Below are 21,708 nucleotides of genomic sequence, written 5' to 3' on the forward strand. Positions count from 1 at the left end.
ATCGTTCAGCATCGCGAGGGGCGTTGCGCGGCCGCGCGACCGGGCCTAATCAGCGTGCCGAGCCAGGAACAGGACACGCAGGACGCACCATGTCGCACATACCGCAACCGGTCATTTCGTCGACCGGCCTCTTCACCCCCGCCGAAGCGATCTCCAACGAAGAACTTGTCGCCAGTTTTAACCAATATGTTGCGCTGCACAATAGGGAAAATGCGGCAGCGATCGCGGCAGGCGACGTCATCGAACTCGCTGAATCGAGCGTCGAATTCATCGAGAAGGCGAGCGGTATCGGATCGCGCTACGTCGTCGACAAGGCGGGCATTCTCGACCCCCGCCACATGGCGCCGCGCATCGCCGAGCGCAGCAACGACGAGATATCGATTCTCGCCGAAATCGGCGTCGCTGCGGCCACGGACGCGCTCGCCCGCGCCGGTCGCGACGCAGGCGACGTCGACGCCGTGCTCTGCGCCGCGTCGAACATGCAGCGCCCCTATCCCGCGATGGCGGTGGAGATCCAGGACGCGCTCGGCATCGACGGCTTCGGCTTCGACATGAACGTCGCCTGCTCGTCGGCGACCTTCGGCATCCAGACCGCCGCCGACTATATCCGCGCCGGTCATGCGAAGAGCGTCCTCGTCGTGAACCCCGAAATCTGTTCGGGGCACCTGAACTGGCGCGACCGCGACAGCCATTTCATCTTCGGCGACGTCGCGACCGCGATCCTCGTCGAGGCCAAGGACATCGCTCCCGCGGGCCATTGGGACATCCTCGGCACCAAGCTGAAAACCCAGTTCAGCAACAACATCCGCAACAATTTCGGCTTTTTGAACCGGAGCCATGGCGGGATCGACCAGTCGGGACCGAAAAGCGACAAGCTTTTCGTCCAGGAGGGCCGCAAGGTGTTCAAGGAAGTTGTGCCATGGGTCGCAAACCTGATCGTCGAGCAGATGGAGGTGCTGGGCCTCGAAGGCGCCGATATGCGGCGGCTGTGGCTCCATCAGGCGAACGCCAACATGAACCGGCTGATCGCGCACCGCGTGCTGGGGCACGAGGCGAGCGAGGACGAGAGCCCGACCGTGCTCGACACCTATGGCAACACCTCGAGCGCGGGCTCGATCATCGCCTTCCACCTGAACCATGAGGATATGGCCGCGGGCGACACCGGGCTGATCTGCTCGTTCGGGGCGGGCTATTCGGCGGGGACCGTGTTCGTCCGCAAGACCTGACCCGCCCGTTTTCCCTCGTCACCCTGAACCCGTTTCAGGGTCCATGGGCTGACCTCGCCCTGAGCGCGGCGTCGAACGGGAACATCGGCGATGGATGCTGAAACACGTTCGGCATGACGAAGATAAAAGTGGACTTGTTCTACGGCACGAAGGTCGTGAACAGGTAAACCGCGAACAGCATCAGATGGATCGCCCCCTGCAAAACGGTGGTCCGTCCGTTCGCGAGCGTCTGCGACGCGACGATCAGCGACAGGAACAGCAGCACCGCCGACTTGGCATCGAGGCCGAGGCTGATCGGCAGGTCGGTGACGATCGACAGGACCGCCACCGCCGGGATGGTCAGCCCGATCGTCGCCAGCGCCGAGCCCAGCGCGAGGTTGAGGCTGGTCTGCAGGCGGTCGGCCTTCGCCGCACGCACCGCGGCCAGCCCCTCGGGCGCGAGGATCAGCGCCGCGATCAGCACGCCGAGCACCGCGGGCGGCGCGCCCCAGTCGGCGAGCAGCGCGCCGATCACCGGTGACAGCGCCTTGGCGAGAAGGACGACCGCGAACAGGCTGGCGAGCAGCAGCGCGCCCGAAACGGCGGTGCGCTGCGCACTCGGCGGCGCGGCGTGCGCGTCGGGCTCTCCGTCGCCGTCGACATCGCCGTCGGGAAGGAAATAGTCGCGGTGGCGCACCGTCTGCACCAGCGCGAAGGTCGCATAGAGGATCAGCGAAACCGCCGCGACGAAGCCGAGCTGCGTCGCCGAATAAAAGGGTCCCGGGACGCTCGACGTGAAATTGGGGAGGACCAGCGTCACGACGGTGAGCACCGTCAGGGTCGCGAGCGCAGCGCCTATGCCGGTGCGCTGGAAGCGCTGCTCGTGATGGCGGATCGCGCCGCTCAGGAGGCAGAGGCCCATCAGCAGGTTCAGGATCACCATCACCGCAGCGAACACCGTGTCGCGCGCCAGTGTCTGCGCCTTTTCGGGCTCGGCCTGCATCAGCGTCAGGATCAGCCCGACCTCGATCACCGTCACCGCGAGCGCGAGGATCAGCGTGCCGAAAGGCTCGCCGACGCGGTGCGCAATGACCTCGGCATGATGGACCGCGGCGACGACGGCCCCCGCCAGGATCACGCCGACGAGGACCGGGTTCAGCGGCAGGGCAAGGCTGGCCATCGCGGTAACGAAGCCCAGGATCGGGAAAATATCGTTGGCGCGGCTTGTGAGGCGAAGCGTCTGGGTCATGGGATGTCTATTGCAGCCGCCTTTTCCGATGGCCACCCCCACAGAAAATTAATGCAAGGCCGTAGCATAAACCAATGTTCCCCCGCGAAGGCGGGGACACACGGCTGTCTCTAATGCGCGCGGACCGGCAATCCGGCGGCGGCGAGCAGCGCGTGCGCTTCGGCGATCGTCGCTTCGCCGAAGTGGAAGATGCTGGCTGCGAGCACCGCGCTCGCGCCGCCCTCGATCACCCCCGCGACCAGATGGTCGAGGGTGCCGACGCCCCCCGAGGCGATCACCGGCACGCTGACCGCATCGGCGATCGCGCGGGTGAGCGCCAGATCATAGCCGTCCTTGGTCCCGTCGCGGTCCATGCTGGTGACCAGCAGCTCGCCCGCGCCCAGTGCGGCCAGCCGGACGGCATGGTCGAGCGCGTCGATCCCGGTCGGCTTGCGCCCGCCGTGGGTGAAGATTTCCCAGCGGCCGTCTTCGACGCGGCGTGCGTCGATGCTGCCGACCGCGCACTGGCTGCCGAAGCGGTCGGCGATGTCGGCGACGAGTTCGGGCCGTGCGACCGCGGCGCTGTTCACGGCGACCTTGTCGGCGCCCGCGAGCAGCAGCGCGCGCGCATCGTCGGCGCTGCGTACCCCGCCGCCCACGGCCAGCGGCATGAAGCAGACCTCGGCGGTGCGGCTGACCATGTCGAGCAACGTCCCGCGCCCCTGATGGCTGGCCGAAATGTCGAGAAAGCAAAGCTCGTCGGCGCCCGCGGCGTCATAGGCGCGCGCCGCCTCGACCGGGTCGCCTGCATCGCGCAGGTCGACGAAATTCACGCCCTTGACCACGCGCCCGTCGGCGACGTCGAGGCAGGGGATGACGCGGACGCGCACGGTCACCTGCTCCCCTCCCATTTATGGGAGGGGTTGGGGGAGGGCATGTTTCGGGCGCGCACCATCATCAAATGCCCTCCCCTAACCCCTCCCGCCAGCGGGCGGGGAATTTCCGATGGCAATCGCCTCGGCCAGATCGAGACGGCCGTCGTAAAGCGCGCGGCCGGTGATCACGCCTTCGATGCCGTCGGCGACATGCGGACGCAGCGCGTGGATATCGTTGATATCGGCAACCCCGCCGCTCGCGATCACCGGGATATCGACCGCCTGCGCGAGCGCCACCGTCGCCTCGACATTACAGCCCTTGAGCAACCCGTCGCGCCCGACGTCGGTGAACAGCAGCGCCGCGACGCCCGCGTCCTCGAACCGCCGCGCAAGGTCTTCGACGCGCACGTCGGACACATCGGCCCAGCCCTCGGTCGCGACCATGCCATCGCGCGCGTCGACCCCGACGACGATCCGGCCGGGCAGGTCGCGCGCGGCGGACTTCACAAACCCGGGATCCTTCAGCGCGGCGGTCCCGATGATCACGCGGCTGACGCCGAGCTCCAGCCAGCGATCGACCCCCGCGCGGTCGCGGATGCCGCCGCCGACCTGCACCTTGCCCGGAAAGGCCGCGATGATGCTCTCGACCGCGCCGCCGTTGACGCTCGCGCCCGCAAAGGCGCCGTCGAGGTCGACGACATGCAGATGCGTCGCACCGGCATCGGCGAACAGCCGCGCCTGCGCCGCGGGGTCGTCGCCATAGACGGTCGCGCGCGCCATATCGCCCTCGGCGAGCCGCACCACCTGCCCGCCCTTGAGGTCGATCGCGGGAAAGATGGTCAGGGCCGCCATGCGAGGAATCTCTCCAATGTCGCGAGGCCATAGGTCTGGCTCTTTTCGGGATGGTATTGCACGCCGACGATATTGTCCCTTGCGACCGCCGCCACGAAGGGACCGCCATGGTCGCTCGTCGCCGCGACGTCGGCCGTTTCGGCGAAATGATAGCCGTGGAGGAAATAGGCCTCGCCCGCGGCGATCACTGCATGGTCGCCTGTGGGGATCACGTCGTTCCAGCCCATGTGCGGGATGCGGAGGCCGGGCGCCGGGTCGAAGGCGCGCACCGTGCCGCCGATCCAGCCGAGCCCTTGGTGCGCGCCATGCTCCTCGCCCGCATCGGCGAGCAATTGCATGCCGACGCAGATGCCGAGGAAGGGCACGCCCTCGCCGCGCACGCGGCGTTCCATGGCGTCCACCAGACCGTCGATCGCCGACAGCCCGTTCATGCACGCGGCGAAGGCGCCGACGCCCGGCAGCACGATGCGATCGGCCTTGGCGACAATATCGGGGTCGGCCGTGACGGCGACGCCCTCCGCGCCCGCAGCGACGAGCGCATTATGCACCGAGCGAAGATTGCCAGCGCCATAGTCGATCAGGGCGATGGTCACTTAATTCCCCTCCCGCAAGCGGGAGGGGCAACGAGGCTCGCCAGCTTGCTGGCTAGCCGCAGTGGGGTGGGCAGCAGCGAGGGCGGTATTGCCCACCCCGCTGCGACTAGCGGACACGTCCGCAAGTCTCGCTACCCCTCCCGTTTGCGGGAGGGGGAAGGTCATAGCACACCCTTCGTGCTGGGGATGGCGTCGCCCTTGCGCGGATCGATCTCGACCGCCTGGCGCAGCGCGCGCGCCAGCGCCTTGTACATGCTTTCGGCGATGTGGTGATTATTCTCGCCGTACAGCGTCTCGATGTGCAGCGTGATCCCGGCGGTCTGCGCGAAGCTTGCGAACCAGTGCGGAAACATCTCGGTATCCATCTCGCCGAGCCGCGGTTGCGAAAAGCCCGATTTCCAGACGCAGTGCGGGCGCCCCGAAATGTCGAGCACGCAGCGCGTCAGCGTTTCGTCCATCGGCGAATGCGCCTCGCCATAGCGGGCGATGCCGCGCTTGTCGCCGAGCGCCTTGGCCACCGCTTCACCCAGCGCGAGCGCCGAATCCTCGACTGTGTGGTGCTGGTCGATGTGGAGGTCGCCCTTCACGCTCATGGCAATGTCGATCAGCGAATGGCGCGACAATTGCTCGACCATATGGTCGAGGAAACCGATCCCGGTGGACACCGAATAATCGCCCGTGCCGTCGAGATTGACGGTGATCGCGATATCCGTTTCCTTGGTCGTGCGCTGGACGGTGGCGGTTCGCATGGCGCACGCCTTAGAGCCTCCGTTTCACGTTGCAAGGCGATTCTCCCCCTTTGAGGCCTCTTGACCGGCGCTCGTGCGACGTTCATCCCCCGCGCATGAGTGACGATGTCCGCGACAGCCTGATTCCCTATGACGAAATCGTGCAGGATGCGCTGCGCGCCGTGGTCGGCCGCGTGCTGAGCCAGATCGAGGGGCACGACAGCCTGCCCGGCGAACATCATTTCTATATCACCTTCAAGACGCAGGCGCCGGGCGTCGACATCCCCGCGCATCTGGTCGCGAAATTCCCCGACGAGATGACGATCGTGCTCCAGAACCGCTTCTGGGACCTGACGGTCGAAAAGGATCGTTTCAGTGTCGGCCTGTCGTTCAACCAGACGCCGTCGACGCTGGTCATTCCCTATGCGGCGATCACCGCCTTCGTCGATCCGTCGGTCGATTTCGGGCTGCAGTTCCAGGTCAGCGACGACGAGATCGAAGCGCCCGAGCCGCATGACGAGGCCGACAACGACCGCCCCGAGGTGTCGGGCGAGGATGGCTCGAACGTCGTGACCGTGGATTTCGGCAAGAAGAGATAAGGTGCCGGGCCCCGCCTGGCCTCCCAGCCGCTTCTGGCAATATTGGGCCCTCGCGGGCATGGTGATTCTGACCGGCGCCTTCTGGTGGGGGGTCGAGGGCTATGCGTTGTTCGAGGGCGGCTACGCGCGAAGCCAGATCGCCGACGGACTGCTGCGCTTCAGCCTGCTCGTCCTGACCCCCGCGCTGGTGCTGCTATGGCTCGCCGCCGCATGGCTGCGCCGCCGCGTCGGCGAGACCGGCTATTGGCAGATGCTCGCGCTCGTGGCGATGACCTGGGGCAGCGCGATTTTGGTGACAAGGATGATGCTGCGATGAGCACCGCGCGGATCGAAAGCGACAGCATCGGCGAGATCGAGGTGCCGGCCGACGCCTATTGGGGGGCGCAGACCGAACGCAGCCGGCACAATTTCGCTTTCCCCCCGCACGAGCGGATGCCGCTGCCGGTCGTCCACGCGCTGGCGCGGATCAAGGGCGCGGCGGCGCGGGTGAACCGGACCCACGGCCTCGACGCGAGGCTCGCCGACGCCATCGCCGCCGCTGCCGACGCCGTCGTCGCGGGCGAATATGACGACCAGTTTCCCCTCGCCATCTGGCAGACGGGCAGTGGCACCCAGTCGAACATGAATGCGAACGAGGTGATCGCGGGGATCGCCAACGAAAGGCTCGCGGGAACGCGCGGCGGCAAGGCGCCGGTCCACCCCAACGACCATGTCAACATGGGCCAGTCGTCGAACGACAGCTTCCCCACCGCGCTGCACGTCGCGGTCGCGGTCGAAACGACGGTGCGGCTGCTTCCCGCACTCGCCGAACTCACCGACGCGCTCGCGGCAAAGGCCGCCGTCTGGCACGATATCGTCAAGATCGGCCGCACCCATTTGCAAGACGCGACCCCGCTGACCCTGGGGCAGGAATTTTCGGGCTATGTCGCGCAGCTTGTCTCCGCGCGCGCGCGGATCGAGGGCGCGCTGGCGCACAATATCTGCAAGCTCGCCCAGGGCGGCACTGCGGTCGGCACCGGCCTCAACGCCCCCGCGGGCTTCGACCAGGCGATGGCCGACGAACTCGGCCGCAGCACCGGCATCGCGTTCGAACCCGCGCGCAACAAGTTCGAGGCGCTGGCGTCGAACGACGGGCTCGTCTTCTTCTCCGGCGCGCTCAATACGCTGGCGGTCGCGCTGACCAAGATCGCGAACGACATCCGCCTGCTCGGCTCCGGGCCGCGCGCAGGCTTCGGCGAGCTCGACCTGCCCGCGAACGAGCCCGGCAGCTCGATCATGCCGGGCAAGGTCAACCCGACGCAGTGCGAGATGCTGACGATGGTCGCGGCGCAGGTGATCGGCAACCATCAGGCGGTCACCGTCGGCGGGCTCCAGGGGCATCTCGAACTCAACGTCTTCAAGCCGCTGATGGGGTCGAATGTGCTGCGTTCGATCGAGCTGCTCGCCATCGGCATGGCGGGCTTCACCGAGCATTGCGTCGTCGGGATCGAGCCCAATCGCGCGCGCATCGACGAGTTGATGAACAGGTCGCTGATGCTGGTGACGGCGCTCGCCCCCGAAATCGGCTATGACAAGGCCGCGAAGATCGCCAAGCACGCGCATGAGACCGGATCGACATTGCGCGACGCCGCGCTCGAACTCGGCTATGTCGATGGCGAGACGTTCGACCGCGTCGTCGATCCGCGCACGATGCTGGGACCGGAACCCTGAGCGCGCGCGAGGCATTTATGGAGGGGAAGGAGAGAAAGATGATGGGACGGATCATCGGCGGCGTGCTTGGAAGCGCGATCGGACGCCAAAAAAATAATCACCCCATCGCGGGCGCGGTGATCGGTGCGGGAACGCTGTTCGCGGCGCGGCGGCTGTTTCCGCAGCGCTATGCGGTACTCGCCGCGACCGCCGCCGCCGCCTATCTCACCAAGAAATGGGCCGACCGCGCCGAAGCGCGGCAGGCGGCCGCGGATATGCAGGCCGCGACCGCGAAACGCGTGGCGAGCGGCGAGGCACCAACCGACGGCGAAATGCTGGGCGACGCACTCCCGCCCGAAATCCCGATCGATGCGAACGGGCACGCGGCCATCCACTAACCGCCCGCCTGCCACTCCTTCACCGCCTCGACCGGAGCGACGAGCATCAGGACATTGAGCGTCAGATTGTCGCGGATCGTCCACAGCGTGAACAGCTCGAACGCGATCGCGATCAGCACGGTGACCCACCAGCGCATCCGGCTTGCGGCGAGGAAGCCCACCACCATGAAGGCCGTATCGCTGACCGAGTTCAGGATCGAATCGCCCGAATAGCCATAGGCCATCGTCACCTCGCGATAGCGGTCGATGATGATCGGCGAATTCTCCAATATCTCCCACGCGCCCTCGATCCCGATTGCGAGCGCCAGTGCGACCCACAAGGGCCGCGACGGCATCAGCCAGCGCGACAGGCCGAAAAAGATGAAGCCGTGGATGATATGGCTGAAACTGTACCAGTCCGAAATCTGCTGGCTGTTCTGGTTCGACTGGACGATTCCGTGCCACAGGCTGACCGTGCCGCACGGGCAGATCGGCGGGCGCCCCATCGCGAAGAGGATCGCGGCCAGCAGCGCGAGCAGCGCTGCGGTGACCAACCAGCCCGTGCGCGACATCCCCGCCATCCGTGTCTCCCCCTTGACCGCTGCCCTCACCCGCGCGAATAGCGCGCATGACCGAAAGCGTCCATCTGAACCGCCGCGGCGTGCTCTTCGTCCTCTCCTCGCCCTCGGGCGCGGGCAAGACCACCATATCGCGCATGATGCTCGAAGCCGACAAGGACATCGCGCTCTCGATCTCCGCGACCACGCGCCCGCCGCGCCCGGGTGAGGTCGACGGCGTCCACTATCATTTCGTCGATACCGACACCTTCAAGAAGATGGCGGCCGACGGCGAGTTCCTCGAATGGGCGCATGTCTTCGGCCACCGCTACGGCACCCCGCGCGCGCCGGTCGAGGAAATGCTCGCGGCGGGCAAGGACGTCTTGTTCGACATCGACTGGCAGGGCGCGCAGCAGCTCTATCAGGAAGCGGGCCCCGACGTAGTGCGCGTCTTCGTGCTGCCGCCGACGATGGAAGAACTCGAACGCCGCCTCCGCGCGCGCAAGACCGACAGCGACGCGGTGATCGCCGCGCGGATGGAGCGCGCCGCGAACGAGATCAGCCACTGGGACGGCTATGACTATGTGCTGATCAACGACGCGGTCGAGGAATGCTATGGCGAGGTGATGGCGATCCTGCGCGCCGAGCGGCTGAAGCGCCGCCGCCAGATCGGGCTGATCGGCTTTGCGCGCGACCTGATCCGCTCGGTGCCCGACGCGGACAGGAAGCTTTAACACACATCGTCATTGCGAGGAGCGAAGCGACGCGGCAATCCAGAGTGTGCGTAAACCGCTCTGGATTGCTTCGCTTCGCTCGCAATGACGAGGCTTTGGGACGTTAGGCCGCCCTCGCCAGCCTGGCTTCCAACTCGGCGACCATCTCCGCCCGCAGCGGTTTCGCCTTCCCGTCGGTGCGGCACACAACCACCGTGTCGCAGGTCGCAATGCAGCGGCCGTTCTGGAACATCGCCTGGACGATCGTCCAGCTCGACGTGCCGAGGCGACCGATGCCGGTCGCGATCTGGACCGGATCGGGAAAATTGCCTTCGGCCAGATAATTGATCTCGACCGCCGCGACCATCGTGCGTTCGTTCGCCGGACGCTCTTCCAGCGGCCGCACTTCGCGGTTCAGCAAGACGCGGCCGCTTTCGAACAGCGCGGCAAAGGCCACATTGTTGAGGTGGCCGTTGATGTCCATGTCCTGGAACCGCGTCTGCAGGTCGATATGGACAGGGTAGCTGGCGGCGTCGAGCCGCCAGCTCTCCGGTTTCGCCATCAGCGCGGCGCCATGCGGATGCCGCCGTCGAGGCGGACGTCCTCGCCGTTGAAATAGCCATTCTCGATCATGCAGAGCGCGAGATTGGCATATTCGGTCGGATTGCCGAGACGCTTCGGGTTGAGCACCGAGGCGCCGAGCGCGTCGCGGACATTCTGCGGCGCACCCGCGAGCAGCGGGGTGTCGAAGATGCCGGGCAGGATCGTGTTGACGCGGATATTCTCGGCCGCAAGGTCGCGCGCGATCGGCAGGGTCATGCCGACGACGCCGCCCTTCGACGCCGAGTAAGCGGCCTGGCCCATCTGGCCGTCCTCGGCCGCTACGCTGGCGGTGTTGACGATCGCGCCGCGCTCGCCGTCTTCCATCGGGTCGAGCGTCATCATCCCCGCCGCCGACTTCGCGATGCAGCGGAAGGTGCCGACGAGGTTGATCTGGATGATCCAGTTGAACGCATCGAGCGGGAAATGCTTGATGCTGCCGTCTTCCTTCGACCGGCTGGCGGTCTTGATCGCATTGCCGGTGCCGGCGCAGTTCACGAGGATGCGTTCCTGCCCGATCGCGGCGCGCGCCTTGGCGAAGGCGGCATCGACCGAGGCGTCGTCGGTGACGTTGCATTCGCAGAACACGCCGCCGAGTTCGGCGGCGATCGCCTTGCCCTTTTCTTCCTGCAGGTCGAAGATCGCGACCTTGACGCCCTTGGCGGCCAAAGCACGCGCGGTTGCGGCGCCAAGGCCCGAGGCGCCCCCGGTAACGACGGCGGATACGGTGGAATCGAGTTTCATGTCATGTCCTTTCCCTGAAAAATGCGTGTTCCGGCGAAAGCCGGAACCCAGAGCGTGAACAACTGACGCCCGCGTCAGGCCGCCCTGGGCTCCGGCGTCCGCCGGAGCACAAGATCGTTAAAGTCGCTCGACGATCGTGACGTTGGCCTGGCCGCCGCCTTCGCACATCGTCTGCAGGCCATATTTGCCGCCGGTCGCATCGAGCACGCCGAGGAGCGTCGCCATCAGCTTTGCGCCGCTGGCGCCGAGCGGGTGGCCGAGCGCGATCGCGCCGCCATGCTGGTTGAGCCGCGCATGGTCGCCGCCCAGATATTTGAGCCACGCCAGCGGCACCGGCGCGAACGCCTCGTTGACTTCATAGGCGTCGATGTCGCCGATGCTGAGCCCGGCCTTCTTCAGCGCCTTTTCGGTCGCGAACAGCGGCTCTTCGAGCATGATCACCGGATCGCCCGCGGTCACCGATACATGGTGGATGCGCGCGCGGGGCGTCAGGCCGTGATCCTTCAGCGCCTGTTCGGAGACGACGAGCACCGCCGAGGCGCCGTCGCAGATCTGGCTCGACGTCGCGGCGGTGATCGATCCGCCTTCCTGCAGCAGCTTGACGCCGGCAATGCCGTCGAGCGTCGCGTCGAAGCGGATCCCCTCGTCGACCTTGTGCCATTCCTTGCCCTCGGGAGTCTCGATCTCGACCGGCACGATCTCGCGCTCGAACACGCCCGCCTCGGTCGCCGCCTTCGCGCGGCGGTGGCTTTCGAGCGCGAAGGCGTCGAGGTCGTCCTTGGTGAAGCCGTGCTTCTTGACGATCATCTCGGCGCCCATGAACTGGCTGAACATGATGCCGGGATATTTTTCCTCGAGCCGCGGCGACTTGTAGTTGCCGAGTCCCTCTTTCATGAACAAGGTCGCGACCGACCCCATCGGCACGCGCGTCATGCTTTCGATGCCGCTGGCAAGGACGATATCCTGCGTCCCCGACAGCACCGCCTGCGCCGCGAAGGTGATCGCCTGCTGCGACGAGCCGCACTGGCGGTCGATGGTGACGGCAGGAATCGAGTCGGGCAGCTTCGAGGCGAGCACCGCGTTGCGGCCGACGTCCATCGTTTGCTGGCCGCCCTGGCTGACGCAGCCGGTGATGACGTCGTCGATGGCGCTCGTGTCGAAATCGTTGCGGTCGGCGATCGCGTCGAACACGGCGGCGCCGAGGTCGACGGGGTGCACGCCGGCGAGCTTGCCGCCGCGCTTCCCGCCGGCGGTGCGGACGGCGTCGACGATATAGGCTGTGGCCATTGGGGAGTTCCTTTCACCTTCTTCCCTCCCCCCTTGCGGGAGAGGGATGTGGAGCCCCGGACTCGATCCGGGGCGAAGCTGGGTGAGGGGTCGCGCGTCAAAACCCCTCGCAAGACTTGCAAGACGGCATGCCGCCAAGCCAAGTCTTTCTCTCCCGCAAGGGGAGAGCGTTTTTCGTCAGAGCTTCCGCCCGATCAGTTCCTTCATGATCTCGTTGGTGCCGCCGAAAATCCGCGTCACGCGCGCGGCGCGCCAGGCGCGGGCGATCGGATATTCGTTCATGTAACCGGCGCCGCCGAACAGCTGGAGGCATTTGTCCATGACTTCCCACTGCAATTCGGTGTGCCACAGCTTCGCCGCCGCGCCCTCTTCGGGGGTCAGCTCCTTCTTGAGGTGCCGCGCGAGCGCCCAGTCGAGGTGCGCCCAGCCGACCTGCAGCTTGGCCTTCAGATCGGCAAGGACGAAACGGCTGTTCTGGAAGTCGAGAATCGGCTTGCCGAACGCCTTGCGCTCGCGCGTATATTCGACCGTGTCGTCGAAGGCGCGCTGCGCCGACGCCTGCGCGCTGACGGCAATCGAGAGCCGCTCCTGGGGAAGCTCGCTCATCAGATAGATGAACCCCTGCCCCTCTTCGCCGAGACAGTTGGTGATCGGCACGCGCACGTCGTTGAAGAAGAGCTCCGACGTGTCAGCCTCGTCCTGCCCGATCTTGTCGAGGTTGCGGCCGCGCTGGAACCCTTCGCGGTCGGCCTCGACCAGCACGATCGACACGCCCTTCCACGCGGGCTGGGCGTCGGGATCGGTCTTGACGCAGACCAGGATCAGGTCGGCGTTCTGGCCATTGGTGATATAGGTTTTCGACCCGTTGATGACATAGTGATTGCCGTCCTTCTTCGCAGTCGTGCGCATCCCCTGAAGGTCGGAGCCGGTGCCGGGCTCGGTCATCGCGATCGCGGTGATCACTTCGCCCGCGACCATCTTGGGCAGCCAGTGCTTCTTCTGCTCCTCGCTGCCGTAGCGGACAATATAGTTGGTCACGATGTCCGACTGGAGCGAGAAGCCGGTGGTGACGCGGCCATAATAGGCGCTCTCTTCGTCGACGATCGCATTATAGCCGAAATCGAGGCCGAGCCCGCCATATTCCTCGGGGACGGTCGGGCAGAGCAAACCCAATTCGCCGGCTTTCGGCCAGATGCTCTTCGGGACAATCCCCGCCTCGGCCCATTCCGCCTGATGGGGGGCGACTTCCTTTTCGAGGAACTGGCGCACCGTCGAGCGGAACGCCTCATGATCCTCGGTATAGGCGGAGCGTGAGAGGTTATCGAGCGACATCGTCTTTCCTTTTCCCAGTGGACGGCCCAGCGTTGGGTGGGGCCATTGTGCCGAGTCCCCGCATCATGCCGTGCGGGTTTCGTGGCGCACCTGACCTTACGTTTACGTCCACGTCAAGTAGAAATGCCGCTACGGCACAAGGATGTTGGTGATTGGGAACTTCGGCGCCCCCGCCTTCGCGGGATCGACGAATAGCTTTGCAACCCTGTGCAGCCGTCACGCGGGGCGCTAGCATCGACGCCATGGCAGACCTCCTCCTCGACGCCGGCGCGCTGCTCGGCGAATCGCCGCGCTGGCACGCTGCCGAAGCGCGCCTCTATTGGGTCGATATCGACGCGCACCGCATCCATCGCACCGACCCCGAAACGGGCGCGACCGAGACGATGCAGCTGGATGGCCCCGTCGGCTGCGTCGCCCCGCGCGCGCGCGGCGGGCTGGTGATGGGTTTGAAGAACGGATGCGCGGTGATCGACGCGTGGGGCGAGGCGCCGCGCCCCTTTGGTCCCGCGGTGCTTGCGGGCATTCCCGAGCAGCGTTTCAACGACGGCTGCGTCGATGCGGCCGGCCGCTTCTGGGTCGGCAGCGTGACGAGCGACAAGGCGAACCCCGCGGCGATGCTGTTCCGCCTCGACCCCTACGGCGAAATCACCCCCATGGTCGGCGGGCTGCTGACGAGCAACGGCGCCGCGTTCAGCCCCGATGGCCGCACCTTCTATCACGCCGACACACCGACGCATGCGCTGCGCGCCTATGACGTCGATCCCGCGACCGGCGAACTCGGCGAGGACCGGCTCTTTCACCAGTTCGAGCCCGGCGCCGGCCGCCCCGACGGCGGCACCGTCGACGCTGAGGGCTGTTACTGGTCGGCGCTGTGGGACGGCTGGCGCGTCGTGCGGCTTTCGCCCACGGGCGAGCTGCTGCAGACCGTCGAGCTGCCGGTCCAGCGCCCGTCGATGATCGCGCTCGGCGGCGCCGACCTGCGCACCGCCTTCGTCACCAGCGCGGGCAAAAACCTGACCGACGAAGACCGCAAGGCGCAGCCGCACGCGGGCGGCCTCTTCACCTTCCGGGTCGACGTGCCGGGTATGGTCCAGCCGGGGTTCGCAGGCTAGCGATCCTCCCCATCGCTTCACGACGGGGAGGATTTTGCTGCCCTTGCTCCCGCGCGCCATCTCGGGCTAAGGCGATCCGAATGGTTTCGCTCGAAACCAAAATTCCGGGGAGCTATGATGATGCCGCGCCGCGCGCAGCCCTTTGTCCGTTTGTCGCTGCTTGCATCGACCGTCCTATTGATGGGTTATAGTCCGATGACGATTGCCGCCGACACCGCAACGAAACCCGCCGCCGCGGCGGACACGAACCCGATGCTCGCGCCGTGGACCGGCCCCTATGAAGGGGTGCCGCCGTGGGACAAGCTCGACCCCGAACTCTTCCCCGACGCCTTCGCCAAAGGCATGGCCGAGGTGAAGGCCGAGGTACAGAAGGTGATCGACAACCCCGCCGAGCCGACCTTCGAGAACACCCACGTCCCGATGCAGCTCGCGGGCGAATCGATGGAGCGCGTCTTCGCGCTGTGGGGCGTGCAGACCTCGAACAAGTCGAACGACCGCGTCGAGGACATCGACGCCGAATGGAGCCCCAAGCTCACCACTTTCTATACCGAGCTGTTCCTCGAGCCCAAGCTCTTCGCCCGCTACAAGGCGGTGTACGACAAGCGGCTGACCAGCGGCCTCAACGCGCAGCAGATCCGCATCGTCGAACGCAGTTATGACGAGATGGTGCGCGACGGCGCGAACCTGTCGGCCGCCGACAAGGCGAAGCTCGTCGACCTCAATGCCAGGCTCGAAGGCCTGTTCTCGGCCTTTTCGTCGAAGCTGCTCGGCGACGAAAAGCTCTACACCTTCGTCACCGACAAGGCCGAACTGGCGGGGCTCGCCCCCGGCTTCGTCGCCTCGCTCGCCGACGCCGCCGAAGCGCAGGGCAAGCCCGGCCAGTGGGCGATCAAGAACACCCGCTCGTCGGCGCAGCCGGTGCTGCAGAACGCCACCAACCGCGCACTGCGCGAGAAGGTGTGGCGCGCCTTCGTGGGTCGCGGCGACAATGGCGATGCGAACGACACCAATGCAACGATCGCCGAAATCCTGAAGCTGCGCCAGCAGCGCGCCGAACTGCTCGGCTTCGCGACGCACGCCCATTATCGCATGGCCGACACGATGGCGAAGACGCCAGAGAATGCGATGGCGCTGATGATGAAGGTCTGGCCCGCCGCGGTCGCGCGCGTGCATGAGGAGGTCGCCGACATGCAGGCGATCGCCGATGCCGAGGCCAGGGCCGGCAAGGGACCGAAGCTCACCATCGAGCCCTGGGATTATCGCTATTACGCCGAAAAGGTCCGCAAGGCGAAATACGACCTCGATGAGAGCGAGGTGAAGCCCTACCTGCAACTCGACAAGCTGCGCGACGCGATGTTCTGGTCGGCGGGGCAGCTTTACGACCTCGGCTTCCGCGAGAATACGGGCAAGATCCCCGTGTTTGACCCCAAGGTGAAGACCTTCGAGGTCTATAATCTCAAGACCGGCGAAAATGTCGGCGTCCTCTATCTCGACAATTTCGCGCGCGACGGGAAACGCTCGGGCGCGTGGATGACGACCTATCGCAGCCAGCAGGGCCTCGGCGGCGAGCGTAACGTCCTCGCGTCGAACAACAATAATTTCACCGAAGGCGCGAAGGGCGAGCCGACGCTCGTCAGCCTCGACGACGCGCAAACGCTGTTCCACGAATTCGGGCACGGCATCCATTATCTGCTGCAGCACGTCTATTACCCGGCGCTCGCGGGCGTGCCGCGCGACTTCGTCGAATATCCGAGCCAGGTGAACGAGAATTGGCTGATGACGCCCGAGGTGCTGTCGAAATTCGCGACGCACTACAAGACGGGCGAACCGATGCCGCAGGCGCTCGTCGACAAGATCCTCGCGTCGAACAAGTTCAACCAGGGCTTCGAAACCGTCGAATATCTGTCGAGCGCGATCGTCGACATGAAGCTGCACGACCGCAAGGTGCCGGTGACCGACGTCGACCGGTTCGAGCGCGAGACGCTGAAAGAGATGGGCATGCCGAAGGAAATCGTCATGCGCCACCGCCTGCCGCAGTTCGGCCACCTCTTCTCGAGCGACGCCTATTCGGCGGGCTATTATTCCTACCTCTGGTCGGAAACGATGGACGCCGACACCTGGGCGGCCTTCACCGAAGCCGGCGGACCATGGGACCGCACCGTCGCCGACAAATTCCGCACCATCCTGCTGATGACCGGCAACGAGACCGACCGCGCCGAAGCCTATCGCGCCTTCCGCGGCCGCGATCCCGACGTGAAGGCGCTGCTGCGCAAGCGCGGCTTTCCGACCGAATGATCTCTTGAGTCAACCGGGGAGCAAAGGGGGCCACCGCGCCCCCTTTGTTTTGTCCCTGTCACGCGCCGCTTCAGACGGACCGGACTTCGCGCAAAAGGCGGATCAGCCTCTGTCCTTGGTCGATTACCGGCACATTCATAAAATCGCACCCCAGATCTCGCTCGATTTCAGGCACCGTTCGGGGAAGTTTCTGAATGAGCTGCTGTAAACCTTGGACAAAGGCCGGCGAAACATCTTCGCTGGACAGCGCCGAATGGGCTGACAGCCACGGAAAATTCGCGATAGGGCACATCGCAAGCGAAACGGGCGGCGCCCGCCACGACGGGCGCCCCTTCACCGGCAGGTCGGACCGCAGAACAAGACCGATATTTCCGCCGAGTCTTCGGTCGCCCGGTCGGCCACCGAGGCGCCTGAGGGATTGCGGCTGGAACAGCTTCAGCACGTCGCCGTCGGCCGTACAGGCGCAATCCGCGCCTTCGCGAAATCGCAGGACGCCATGCATCCCCAACTTCTCGGCAAGTTCGCTGACCGGTATCGCCATGTCCGGACATTATCCCGGCGACCGCTTGCCAGCCATCCCGTTTTTCGATCCCGGTCCGGCCGGCCGTCATCCTTGATCCGATATCCGGAACTTCGACCCAAATCCCGATTGACTGCGACCGAATACGATATAAATATGATATCATCTTTATATCGACTGATTCGGAGGGAAACATGGTCGAGAGTGCAACGCCGGCGCTGAACCGCAGCCGCGAGACGCGGGCCGCGACGCAGAGCGGTTATCTGATGCTGCTGGTCTGGCTGCTGCTCGCCGGTGTCGCCGCGTGGGCGGTCATCACCAATATCAATGGCGTCGAGGTCGCCTGGAAATGGGGCGTACTGATCGCGTCGGCGATCACGGGCGGGATCATCCTCTGCGGCTTTTACCTGATCAACCCGAACGAGGCCGCGGCGATCCAGCTGTTCGGCGCGTACAAGGGCACCGACCGCGAGGAGGGGCTGCGCTGGGTGCTGCCGTGGTTGACCCGCAAGAAGATCGCGGTGCGCGCGAACAACGTCATATCCGACAAGATCAAGGTCAACGATCTGCGCGGCAATCCGATCGAGATGGCGGCGCAGGTCGTCTGGCGCGTCACCGACACCGCGCAGGCGCTGTTCGACGTCGAGGATTACAAGGAGTTCGTGATGGCGCAGATCGAGGCCGCGGTGCGCTCGATCGGCTCGCGCTACCCCTATGACGATATCGAGCATCAGGAAGTGACGCTGCGCGGCAATCACGACGAGGTCGGGGTCGAACTCAGGAAGGCGCTGATCGAGCGGCTCGAGGTCGCGGGGATCACCGTCGACGAATGCGGGCTGACGCACCTCGCCTATGCGCAGGAAATCGCCGGGGCGATGCTCCGCCGCCAGCAGGCCGAAGCCGTCATCGCCGCCCGCAAGAAGCTGGTCGAGGGCGCGGTGACGATGGTCGAGATGGCGCTCCAGCACCTGTCCGAGAAAAACGTCGTCGACCTCGACGACGAACGCAAGGCGGCGATGGTGTCGAATCTGATGGTCGTCCTGTGCGGCGAGCGCGACACCCAGCCCGTCGTCAACACCGGGTCGCTTTACTGAGTCCGTCCGGTGACTGCGTCCTCGAGGAAAGCCTTTGCCCTCCGTCTCGATCCGGCGCTCTACGCCGCGATCGAGCGGCTGGCCGCGGCCGAGCTGCGCAGCGCCAATGCCGAGATCGAAATATTGCTGCGCGAGGCGCTCACGCGCCGCGGCGTCGGCGTCAAACGGTCGCAAGCGCCCAAACGTGGCCGACCGCCGAAGACCGAGGAGAGCTGACATGCTGCATCTTTTGCGGGGCGATCGCCCCTGGTTCCGCCCGAAGCGCCGCGGCTATGGCACCGGCCTGCCGATCGCCTGGCAGGGCTGGGTGATGCTGCTCGTCCATATCGCGCTGATCACCGGCGTGACGGTGTGGCTGCGCGACCGGCCGTGGATGATGACGATCGCGGTGGTCCTCGCGGGGCTTCTGCCGATGCCGCTTTATCGTGCCAGGACCGAAGGCGGCTGGCGCTGGCGATAGGCGCCTGCGATAATATTTGTGGACACCCGCCGATAGCAGGCCCGGCGCGCTTGCTCCAAAACTTCTAGATGGTTAAGGCCGGTCCCCATGACCGCCGCCGTACCTTCCGTCCGCATCGCCCCTTCGATCCTCAGCGCCGATTTCGCGCGGCTGGGCGAAGAGGTCCGCGCGATCGAGGAAGCGGGCGCCGACTGGGTCCATATCGACGTGATGGACGGCCATTTCGTGCCGAACCTGACGATCGGCCCGATGGTCGTAAAGGCATTGCGGCCGCATTCGACCCTGCCCTTCGACGTCCACCTGATGATCTCGCCCGTCGATCACTTCCTCGACGCCTTCGCCGCCGCGGGCGCCGACATCATCACCGTCCATCCCGAAGCCGGCCCGCACATCCACCGCAGCGTCCAGCACATCAAGTCGCTCGGCAAGCAGGCGGGCGTGTCGCTGAACCCCGCAACGCCCGCGAAGATGCTCGACTATCTGATCGACGATATCGACCTCGTCCTGATCATGAGCGTCAATCCGGGCTTTGGCGGCCAGAGCTTCATCTCCAGCCAGCTCCGCAAGATCGAGGCGGTGCGGAAGATGATCGACAAATCGGGCCGCGATATCCGGCTCGAGGTCGACGGCGGCATCGACGCCGCGACCGCGCCGCAGGCGATCGCCGCCGGCGCCGATGTCCTCGTCGCCGGCACCGCGACCTTCAAAGGTGGGCCGGGCGCCTACGCCGACAATATCCGGCGCCTGCGCGGCGGCGCGTAACCGGTGGAGGGGAGACCATTGACCTCTGCCCCGTCCAGTCCGATTCCCGACGCCGGCGAAGACGCGCCGCCCATCGACGACAGCATCGAACCCGGCAAGCGGCTGATCCGCCTGCCCGACGACAAGGGGCTGTCGCTTGGCGACCGGGTTGCCAACTACGTCACTCGCCTCACCTGGCGCACCCCGCTGCACGCCTTCCGCCTCAAGGGCCGCTTTCCCCTGAAGCTGCTCGGCGTCCCCGCCGATCCCGTCCCCGGCGACATGCGCGCGGGGACCGCGATCCGCGCCGGCCATTTCCTCCATCGCGGACTGAAGCTCTCGCTCGGCAATCTCGACTTCGCCGCGCTCGACGTTTCGCCGCCCTTCGCCGACTATCTGCACAGCTTCGCCTGGCTGCGCGACCTCGCGGCCACCGGCACCCGCGCCGACGGCGCCCCGATCGCCGAGGCGGTCGTGCGCCACTGGCTCGCCGTCCATGGCGAGGCGGTGAGCGAGCCCGCGTGGAAAGCCGACAACACCGGCTGGCGCATCCTCTTCTGGGCCGCGCACGCGCCGCTGATCCTGTCGTCGAGCGACCTCGTCTATCGCTCGGCGGTGCTCAACCATCTCGCGCGCGCCGCGCGTCATCTCGACCGCGTCGCCGACAAGACGCGTCCCGGCACCGGACAGCTCGTCGCTTGGATCGGCATCGTCGCCGCCTCGCTCCTCATGCCCGGCGGCGAGCCGCGTCAGGTGTTCGGCGAGGCGGGGCTGCGCAAGGTGATCGAGACCAGCTTCTATGCCGACGGCGGCAACATCGCGCGCGCGCCGCAGGCGCAGCTCGACGCGATCATGGCGCTGTCGATGCTCGCGCGCATCTATGACATGCGCCGCATGGAGGTCCCGCCCTTCCTGCAGGAGGCGCTTGCCCGCACCGTTCCGGCGCTGCTCGGCCTCGTCCACGCCGACGGCGGCATGGGCAGCTGGCAGGGCAGCGGCGCGACCTCGGCGCTCAACATCCAATATGTCGTTGCCGCAAGCGGGGTGCGCACGCGTCCGCTCAAGCAGGCCCGCGACTGGGGCTATCAACGGATGGTCGCCAACCGCGTCGTCCTGCTCGCCGACGCAGCGCCGCCGCCGATCGCCCGCGTGACCGAGGCGGGCTGCGCCTCGACCCTCGCCTTCGAACTCAGCGACGGCGACGAGCGCATCGTCGTCAATTGCGGCGGCGCTGCGCTCACCGGCGCGACGATCCCCGCCGACCTCGCGCGCGGGCTGCGCACCACCGCGGCGCATTCGACGCTGACGATCGGCGACACCAATTCGACCGCGATCCTTGCGAGCGGCCTGCTCGGCCGCGGGGTGACCGAGGTCGAGCTCGACCGGCGCGAGACGCCGCAGGGCAGCCGGCTGGAGATGAGCCACGACGGCTATGCGCGCCGCCACGGGCTGATCCACCGCCGCCTCCTGATCCTGTCGCCGAACGGGCGCGAGCTGCGCGGCGAAGACATGCTGCTCCCGGCCCCGCGTACCCGGCGCAAGGGCGACAAGCCCTATACGCTGCGCTTCCACCTCGGCCGCAACATCTCGGCCAGCCTGACCGCCGACAAGCTCGGCGCGCTGCTGCGCATCAGCGGCGGGCCGCTGTGGCAGTTCCGCACCTCCGAAGGCACGCTCGACGTCGAGGAGAGCCTGTGGGTCGATGGCGACGGCCGTCCGCACCCGACCGAACAGCTCGTCGTCACCGGCATCGCGCCGGCGGGCGGCGCGAGCATCGGCTGGATCTTCAAGCATATCGGATAGGGAATGGCGTCGGCGATCGGCCGGTTGCGATCCTAACTTGCGCCGTTCACATCGAGCGAAGTCGAGATGCCCGTTAGCGTGACGTGAGGTCGATGGGTGTCTCGACTTCGCTCGACACGAACGGATGAGGGAATGACCGGTTCCGACCGAAGCACGACATTTCTGGCATCGTCATCCTGAACTTGTTTCAGGATCCATGGTCCGCCATTTCTTCAAGCGCCGCGCTGGACGAACGCTCAGTCCATGGATGCTGAAACAGCGAGGCCATCGCCGCAGCCAGCATGACGAGAATTGAAAGGCTGGA

The 21,708-nt window shown here is 66.2% G+C and carries 24 protein-coding genes; 13 read left to right on the forward strand and 11 right to left on the reverse strand.

Annotated elements, in window-relative coordinates; translation table 11 throughout:
- The first annotated feature begins 89 nt into the window (after nt 1–89).
- On the forward strand, nt 90–1,226 hold the full coding sequence (locus J1N50_RS08335; RefSeq protein WP_215352691.1) for a beta-ketoacyl-ACP synthase III: 1,137 nt from the start codon (nt 90–92) through the stop codon (nt 1,224–1,226).
- A 139-nt stretch (nt 1,227–1,365) separates the two neighbouring features.
- Here the strand turns inward: J1N50_RS08335 and J1N50_RS08340 are convergent, their stop codons facing one another.
- From J1N50_RS08340 to hisB, 5 genes are all read right to left on the reverse strand, one after another.
- Nucleotides 1,366–2,454, reverse strand: coding sequence for a calcium:cation antiporter (locus J1N50_RS08340; RefSeq protein WP_215352698.1), 1,089 nt, complete (start codon nt 2,452–2,454; stop codon nt 1,366–1,368).
- A gap of 110 nt (nt 2,455–2,564) precedes the next feature.
- Nucleotides 2,565–3,329 carry an imidazole glycerol phosphate synthase subunit HisF gene (gene hisF, locus J1N50_RS08345; RefSeq protein ID WP_215352708.1) on the reverse strand — a complete coding sequence of 255 codons (765 nt, stop codon included), beginning with the start codon at nt 3,327–3,329 and terminating at the stop codon, nt 2,565–2,567.
- Nucleotides 3,330–3,404: 75 nt separating this feature from the next.
- Entirely contained in the window at nt 3,405–4,160 is a 756-nt protein-coding gene (gene hisA / locus J1N50_RS08350) for a 1-(5-phosphoribosyl)-5-[(5-phosphoribosylamino)methylideneamino]imidazole-4-carboxamide isomerase (RefSeq protein ID WP_215352711.1), read from the reverse strand.
- Nucleotides 4,148–4,753 (reverse strand): imidazole glycerol phosphate synthase subunit HisH, encoded by a 606-nt coding sequence (gene hisH, locus J1N50_RS08355; RefSeq protein WP_215352713.1) that lies wholly within the window; start codon nt 4,751–4,753, stop codon nt 4,148–4,150. The genes hisA and hisH overlap by 13 nt, the downstream gene beginning before the upstream one ends.
- A 161-nt stretch (nt 4,754–4,914) precedes the next feature.
- Nucleotides 4,915–5,502, reverse strand: coding sequence for an imidazoleglycerol-phosphate dehydratase HisB (hisB, locus tag J1N50_RS08360; RefSeq protein WP_215352716.1), 588 nt, complete (start codon nt 5,500–5,502; stop codon nt 4,915–4,917).
- A gap of 95 nt (nt 5,503–5,597) precedes the next feature.
- On the opposite strand from hisB, the gene J1N50_RS08365 reads away from it, so the two are divergent.
- From J1N50_RS08365 to J1N50_RS08380, 4 genes are read left to right on the forward strand one after another with little or no spacing between them, the layout of a single operon-like run.
- Nucleotides 5,598–6,080: an SspB family protein gene (locus J1N50_RS08365; RefSeq protein WP_215352719.1), complete on the forward strand. Its 483-nt coding sequence runs from the start codon at nt 5,598–5,600 to the stop codon at nt 6,078–6,080.
- Nucleotide 6,081: 1 nt separating this feature from the next.
- Nucleotides 6,082–6,396: a hypothetical protein gene (locus J1N50_RS08370; protein ID WP_343227857.1), complete on the forward strand. Its 315-nt coding sequence runs from the start codon at nt 6,082–6,084 to the stop codon at nt 6,394–6,396.
- Complete coding sequence (fumC, locus tag J1N50_RS08375) at nt 6,393–7,790, forward strand: class II fumarate hydratase (protein WP_215352727.1); 1,398 nt, start codon at nt 6,393–6,395, stop codon at nt 7,788–7,790. The genes J1N50_RS08370 and fumC overlap by 4 nt, the downstream gene beginning before the upstream one ends.
- Nucleotides 7,791–7,828: 38 nt before the next feature.
- Nucleotides 7,829–8,167: a hypothetical protein gene (locus J1N50_RS08380; protein ID WP_215352734.1), complete on the forward strand. Its 339-nt coding sequence runs from the start codon at nt 7,829–7,831 to the stop codon at nt 8,165–8,167.
- On the opposite strand, the gene J1N50_RS08385 is transcribed toward J1N50_RS08380, so the two are convergent.
- The gene (locus tag J1N50_RS08385; protein ID WP_215352832.1) at nt 8,164–8,718 is read right to left on the reverse strand and encodes a DUF2585 domain-containing protein; all 555 of its coding nucleotides are present in this window, start codon (nt 8,716–8,718) and stop codon (nt 8,164–8,166) included. The two genes, J1N50_RS08380 and J1N50_RS08385, sit on opposite strands and share 4 nt — an antisense overlap.
- A 56-nt stretch (nt 8,719–8,774) precedes the next feature.
- On the opposite strand from J1N50_RS08385, the gene gmk reads away from it, so the two are divergent.
- The gene (gene gmk / locus J1N50_RS08390; RefSeq protein ID WP_215352736.1) at nt 8,775–9,437 is read left to right on the forward strand and encodes a guanylate kinase; all 663 of its coding nucleotides are present in this window, start codon (nt 8,775–8,777) and stop codon (nt 9,435–9,437) included.
- Between the two features lie 103 nt (nt 9,438–9,540).
- Here gmk and J1N50_RS08395 read toward each other — a convergent pair whose 3' ends face one another.
- The 4 genes from J1N50_RS08395 to J1N50_RS08410 form a co-directional block, all read right to left on the reverse strand.
- A complete protein-coding gene (locus tag J1N50_RS08395) occupies nt 9,541–9,978 on the reverse strand; it encodes an acyl-CoA thioesterase (protein ID WP_215352738.1) in 438 nt (145 codons plus the stop codon).
- Entirely contained in the window at nt 9,978–10,760 is a 783-nt protein-coding gene (locus J1N50_RS08400) for an SDR family NAD(P)-dependent oxidoreductase (protein ID WP_215352740.1), read from the reverse strand. The genes J1N50_RS08395 and J1N50_RS08400 overlap by 1 nt, the downstream gene beginning before the upstream one ends.
- A gap of 117 nt (nt 10,761–10,877) precedes the next feature.
- A complete protein-coding gene (locus tag J1N50_RS08405) occupies nt 10,878–12,047 on the reverse strand; it encodes an acetyl-CoA C-acetyltransferase (RefSeq protein ID WP_215352742.1) in 1,170 nt (389 codons plus the stop codon).
- Nucleotides 12,048–12,224: 177 nt separating this feature from the next.
- The gene (locus tag J1N50_RS08410) at nt 12,225–13,379 is read right to left on the reverse strand and encodes an acyl-CoA dehydrogenase family protein (protein ID WP_215352744.1); all 1,155 of its coding nucleotides are present in this window, start codon (nt 13,377–13,379) and stop codon (nt 12,225–12,227) included.
- A 242-nt stretch (nt 13,380–13,621) separates the two neighbouring features.
- On the opposite strand from J1N50_RS08410, the gene J1N50_RS08415 reads away from it, so the two are divergent.
- Both J1N50_RS08415 and J1N50_RS08420 read left to right on the forward strand, forming a co-directional pair.
- Nucleotides 13,622–14,491, forward strand: a complete 870-nt coding sequence (locus tag J1N50_RS08415) for an SMP-30/gluconolactonase/LRE family protein (RefSeq protein WP_215352747.1) — start codon at nt 13,622–13,624, stop codon at nt 14,489–14,491.
- Between the two features lie 195 nt (nt 14,492–14,686).
- Nucleotides 14,687–16,786, forward strand: a complete 2,100-nt coding sequence (locus J1N50_RS08420; RefSeq protein ID WP_343227858.1) for a M3 family metallopeptidase — start codon at nt 14,687–14,689, stop codon at nt 16,784–16,786.
- 70 nt (nt 16,787–16,856) lie between these two features.
- On the opposite strand, the gene J1N50_RS08425 is transcribed toward J1N50_RS08420, so the two are convergent.
- Nucleotides 16,857–17,327 (reverse strand): hypothetical protein, encoded by a 471-nt coding sequence (locus J1N50_RS08425; protein WP_215352749.1) that lies wholly within the window; start codon nt 17,325–17,327, stop codon nt 16,857–16,859.
- A 173-nt stretch (nt 17,328–17,500) separates the two neighbouring features.
- Here J1N50_RS08425 and J1N50_RS08430 point away from each other — a divergent pair, with 173 nt between their 5' ends.
- The 5 genes from J1N50_RS08430 (at nt 17,501) to J1N50_RS08450 (ending at nt 21,404) form a co-directional block, all read left to right on the forward strand.
- Entirely contained in the window at nt 17,501–18,400 is a 900-nt protein-coding gene (locus tag J1N50_RS08430) for an SPFH domain-containing protein (protein WP_215352751.1), read from the forward strand.
- 9 nt (nt 18,401–18,409) lie between these two features.
- Nucleotides 18,410–18,616 carry a type II toxin-antitoxin system antitoxin gene (locus tag J1N50_RS08435; RefSeq protein ID WP_215352760.1) on the forward strand — a complete coding sequence of 69 codons (207 nt, stop codon included), beginning with the start codon at nt 18,410–18,412 and terminating at the stop codon, nt 18,614–18,616.
- 1 nt (nt 18,617) lies between these two features.
- Complete coding sequence (locus tag J1N50_RS08440; RefSeq protein WP_215352762.1) at nt 18,618–18,860, forward strand: hypothetical protein; 243 nt, start codon at nt 18,618–18,620, stop codon at nt 18,858–18,860.
- Between the two features lie 87 nt (nt 18,861–18,947).
- On the forward strand, nt 18,948–19,622 hold the full coding sequence (gene rpe, locus J1N50_RS08445; RefSeq protein WP_215352764.1) for a ribulose-phosphate 3-epimerase: 675 nt from the start codon (nt 18,948–18,950) through the stop codon (nt 19,620–19,622).
- Between the two features lie 18 nt (nt 19,623–19,640).
- Nucleotides 19,641–21,404, forward strand: a complete 1,764-nt coding sequence (locus tag J1N50_RS08450; protein WP_215352775.1) for a heparinase II/III family protein — start codon at nt 19,641–19,643, stop codon at nt 21,402–21,404.
- Nucleotides 21,405–21,708 lie beyond the last annotated feature (304 nt).

The sequence above is a fragment of the Sphingopyxis soli genome (assembly GCF_018682675.1).
Lineage (GTDB): Bacteria > Pseudomonadota > Alphaproteobacteria > Sphingomonadales > Sphingomonadaceae > Sphingopyxis > Sphingopyxis soli.

Bases quoted from the DNA above. Each gene is read 5' to 3' on its own strand.
- gmk (WP_215352736.1), top strand. From the start codon at position 8,775: ATGACCGAAAGCGTCCATCTGAACCGCCGCGGCGTGCTCTTCGTCCTC.
- J1N50_RS08425 (WP_215352749.1), bottom strand. From the start codon at position 17,327: ATGGCGATACCGGTCAGCGAACTTGCCGAGAAGTTGGGGATGCATGGC.
- J1N50_RS08380 (WP_215352734.1), top strand. From the start codon at position 7,829: ATGATGGGACGGATCATCGGCGGCGTGCTTGGAAGCGCGATCGGACGC.
- J1N50_RS08420 (WP_343227858.1), top strand. From the start codon at position 14,687: ATGACGATTGCCGCCGACACCGCAACGAAACCCGCCGCCGCGGCGGAC.
- J1N50_RS08395 (WP_215352738.1), bottom strand. From the start codon at position 9,978: ATGGCGAAACCGGAGAGCTGGCGGCTCGACGCCGCCAGCTACCCTGTC.
- J1N50_RS08410 (WP_215352744.1), bottom strand. From the start codon at position 13,379: ATGTCGCTCGATAACCTCTCACGCTCCGCCTATACCGAGGATCATGAG.
- J1N50_RS08365 (WP_215352719.1), top strand. From the start codon at position 5,598: ATGAGTGACGATGTCCGCGACAGCCTGATTCCCTATGACGAAATCGTG.
- fumC (WP_215352727.1), top strand. From the start codon at position 6,393: ATGAGCACCGCGCGGATCGAAAGCGACAGCATCGGCGAGATCGAGGTG.
- J1N50_RS08335 (WP_215352691.1), top strand. From the start codon at position 90: ATGTCGCACATACCGCAACCGGTCATTTCGTCGACCGGCCTCTTCACC.
- J1N50_RS08440 (WP_215352762.1), top strand. From the start codon at position 18,618: ATGCTGCATCTTTTGCGGGGCGATCGCCCCTGGTTCCGCCCGAAGCGC.
- J1N50_RS08385 (WP_215352832.1), bottom strand. From the start codon at position 8,718: ATGTCGCGCACGGGCTGGTTGGTCACCGCAGCGCTGCTCGCGCTGCTG.
- J1N50_RS08415 (WP_215352747.1), top strand. From the start codon at position 13,622: ATGGCAGACCTCCTCCTCGACGCCGGCGCGCTGCTCGGCGAATCGCCG.
- J1N50_RS08400 (WP_215352740.1), bottom strand. From the start codon at position 10,760: ATGAAACTCGATTCCACCGTATCCGCCGTCGTTACCGGGGGCGCCTCG.
- hisB (WP_215352716.1), bottom strand. From the start codon at position 5,502: ATGCGAACCGCCACCGTCCAGCGCACGACCAAGGAAACGGATATCGCG.
- J1N50_RS08405 (WP_215352742.1), bottom strand. From the start codon at position 12,047: ATGGCCACAGCCTATATCGTCGACGCCGTCCGCACCGCCGGCGGGAAG.
- J1N50_RS08340 (WP_215352698.1), bottom strand. From the start codon at position 2,454: ATGACCCAGACGCTTCGCCTCACAAGCCGCGCCAACGATATTTTCCCG.
- hisA (WP_215352711.1), bottom strand. From the start codon at position 4,160: ATGGCGGCCCTGACCATCTTTCCCGCGATCGACCTCAAGGGCGGGCAG.
- J1N50_RS08430 (WP_215352751.1), top strand. From the start codon at position 17,501: ATGGTCGAGAGTGCAACGCCGGCGCTGAACCGCAGCCGCGAGACGCGG.
- rpe (WP_215352764.1), top strand. From the start codon at position 18,948: ATGACCGCCGCCGTACCTTCCGTCCGCATCGCCCCTTCGATCCTCAGC.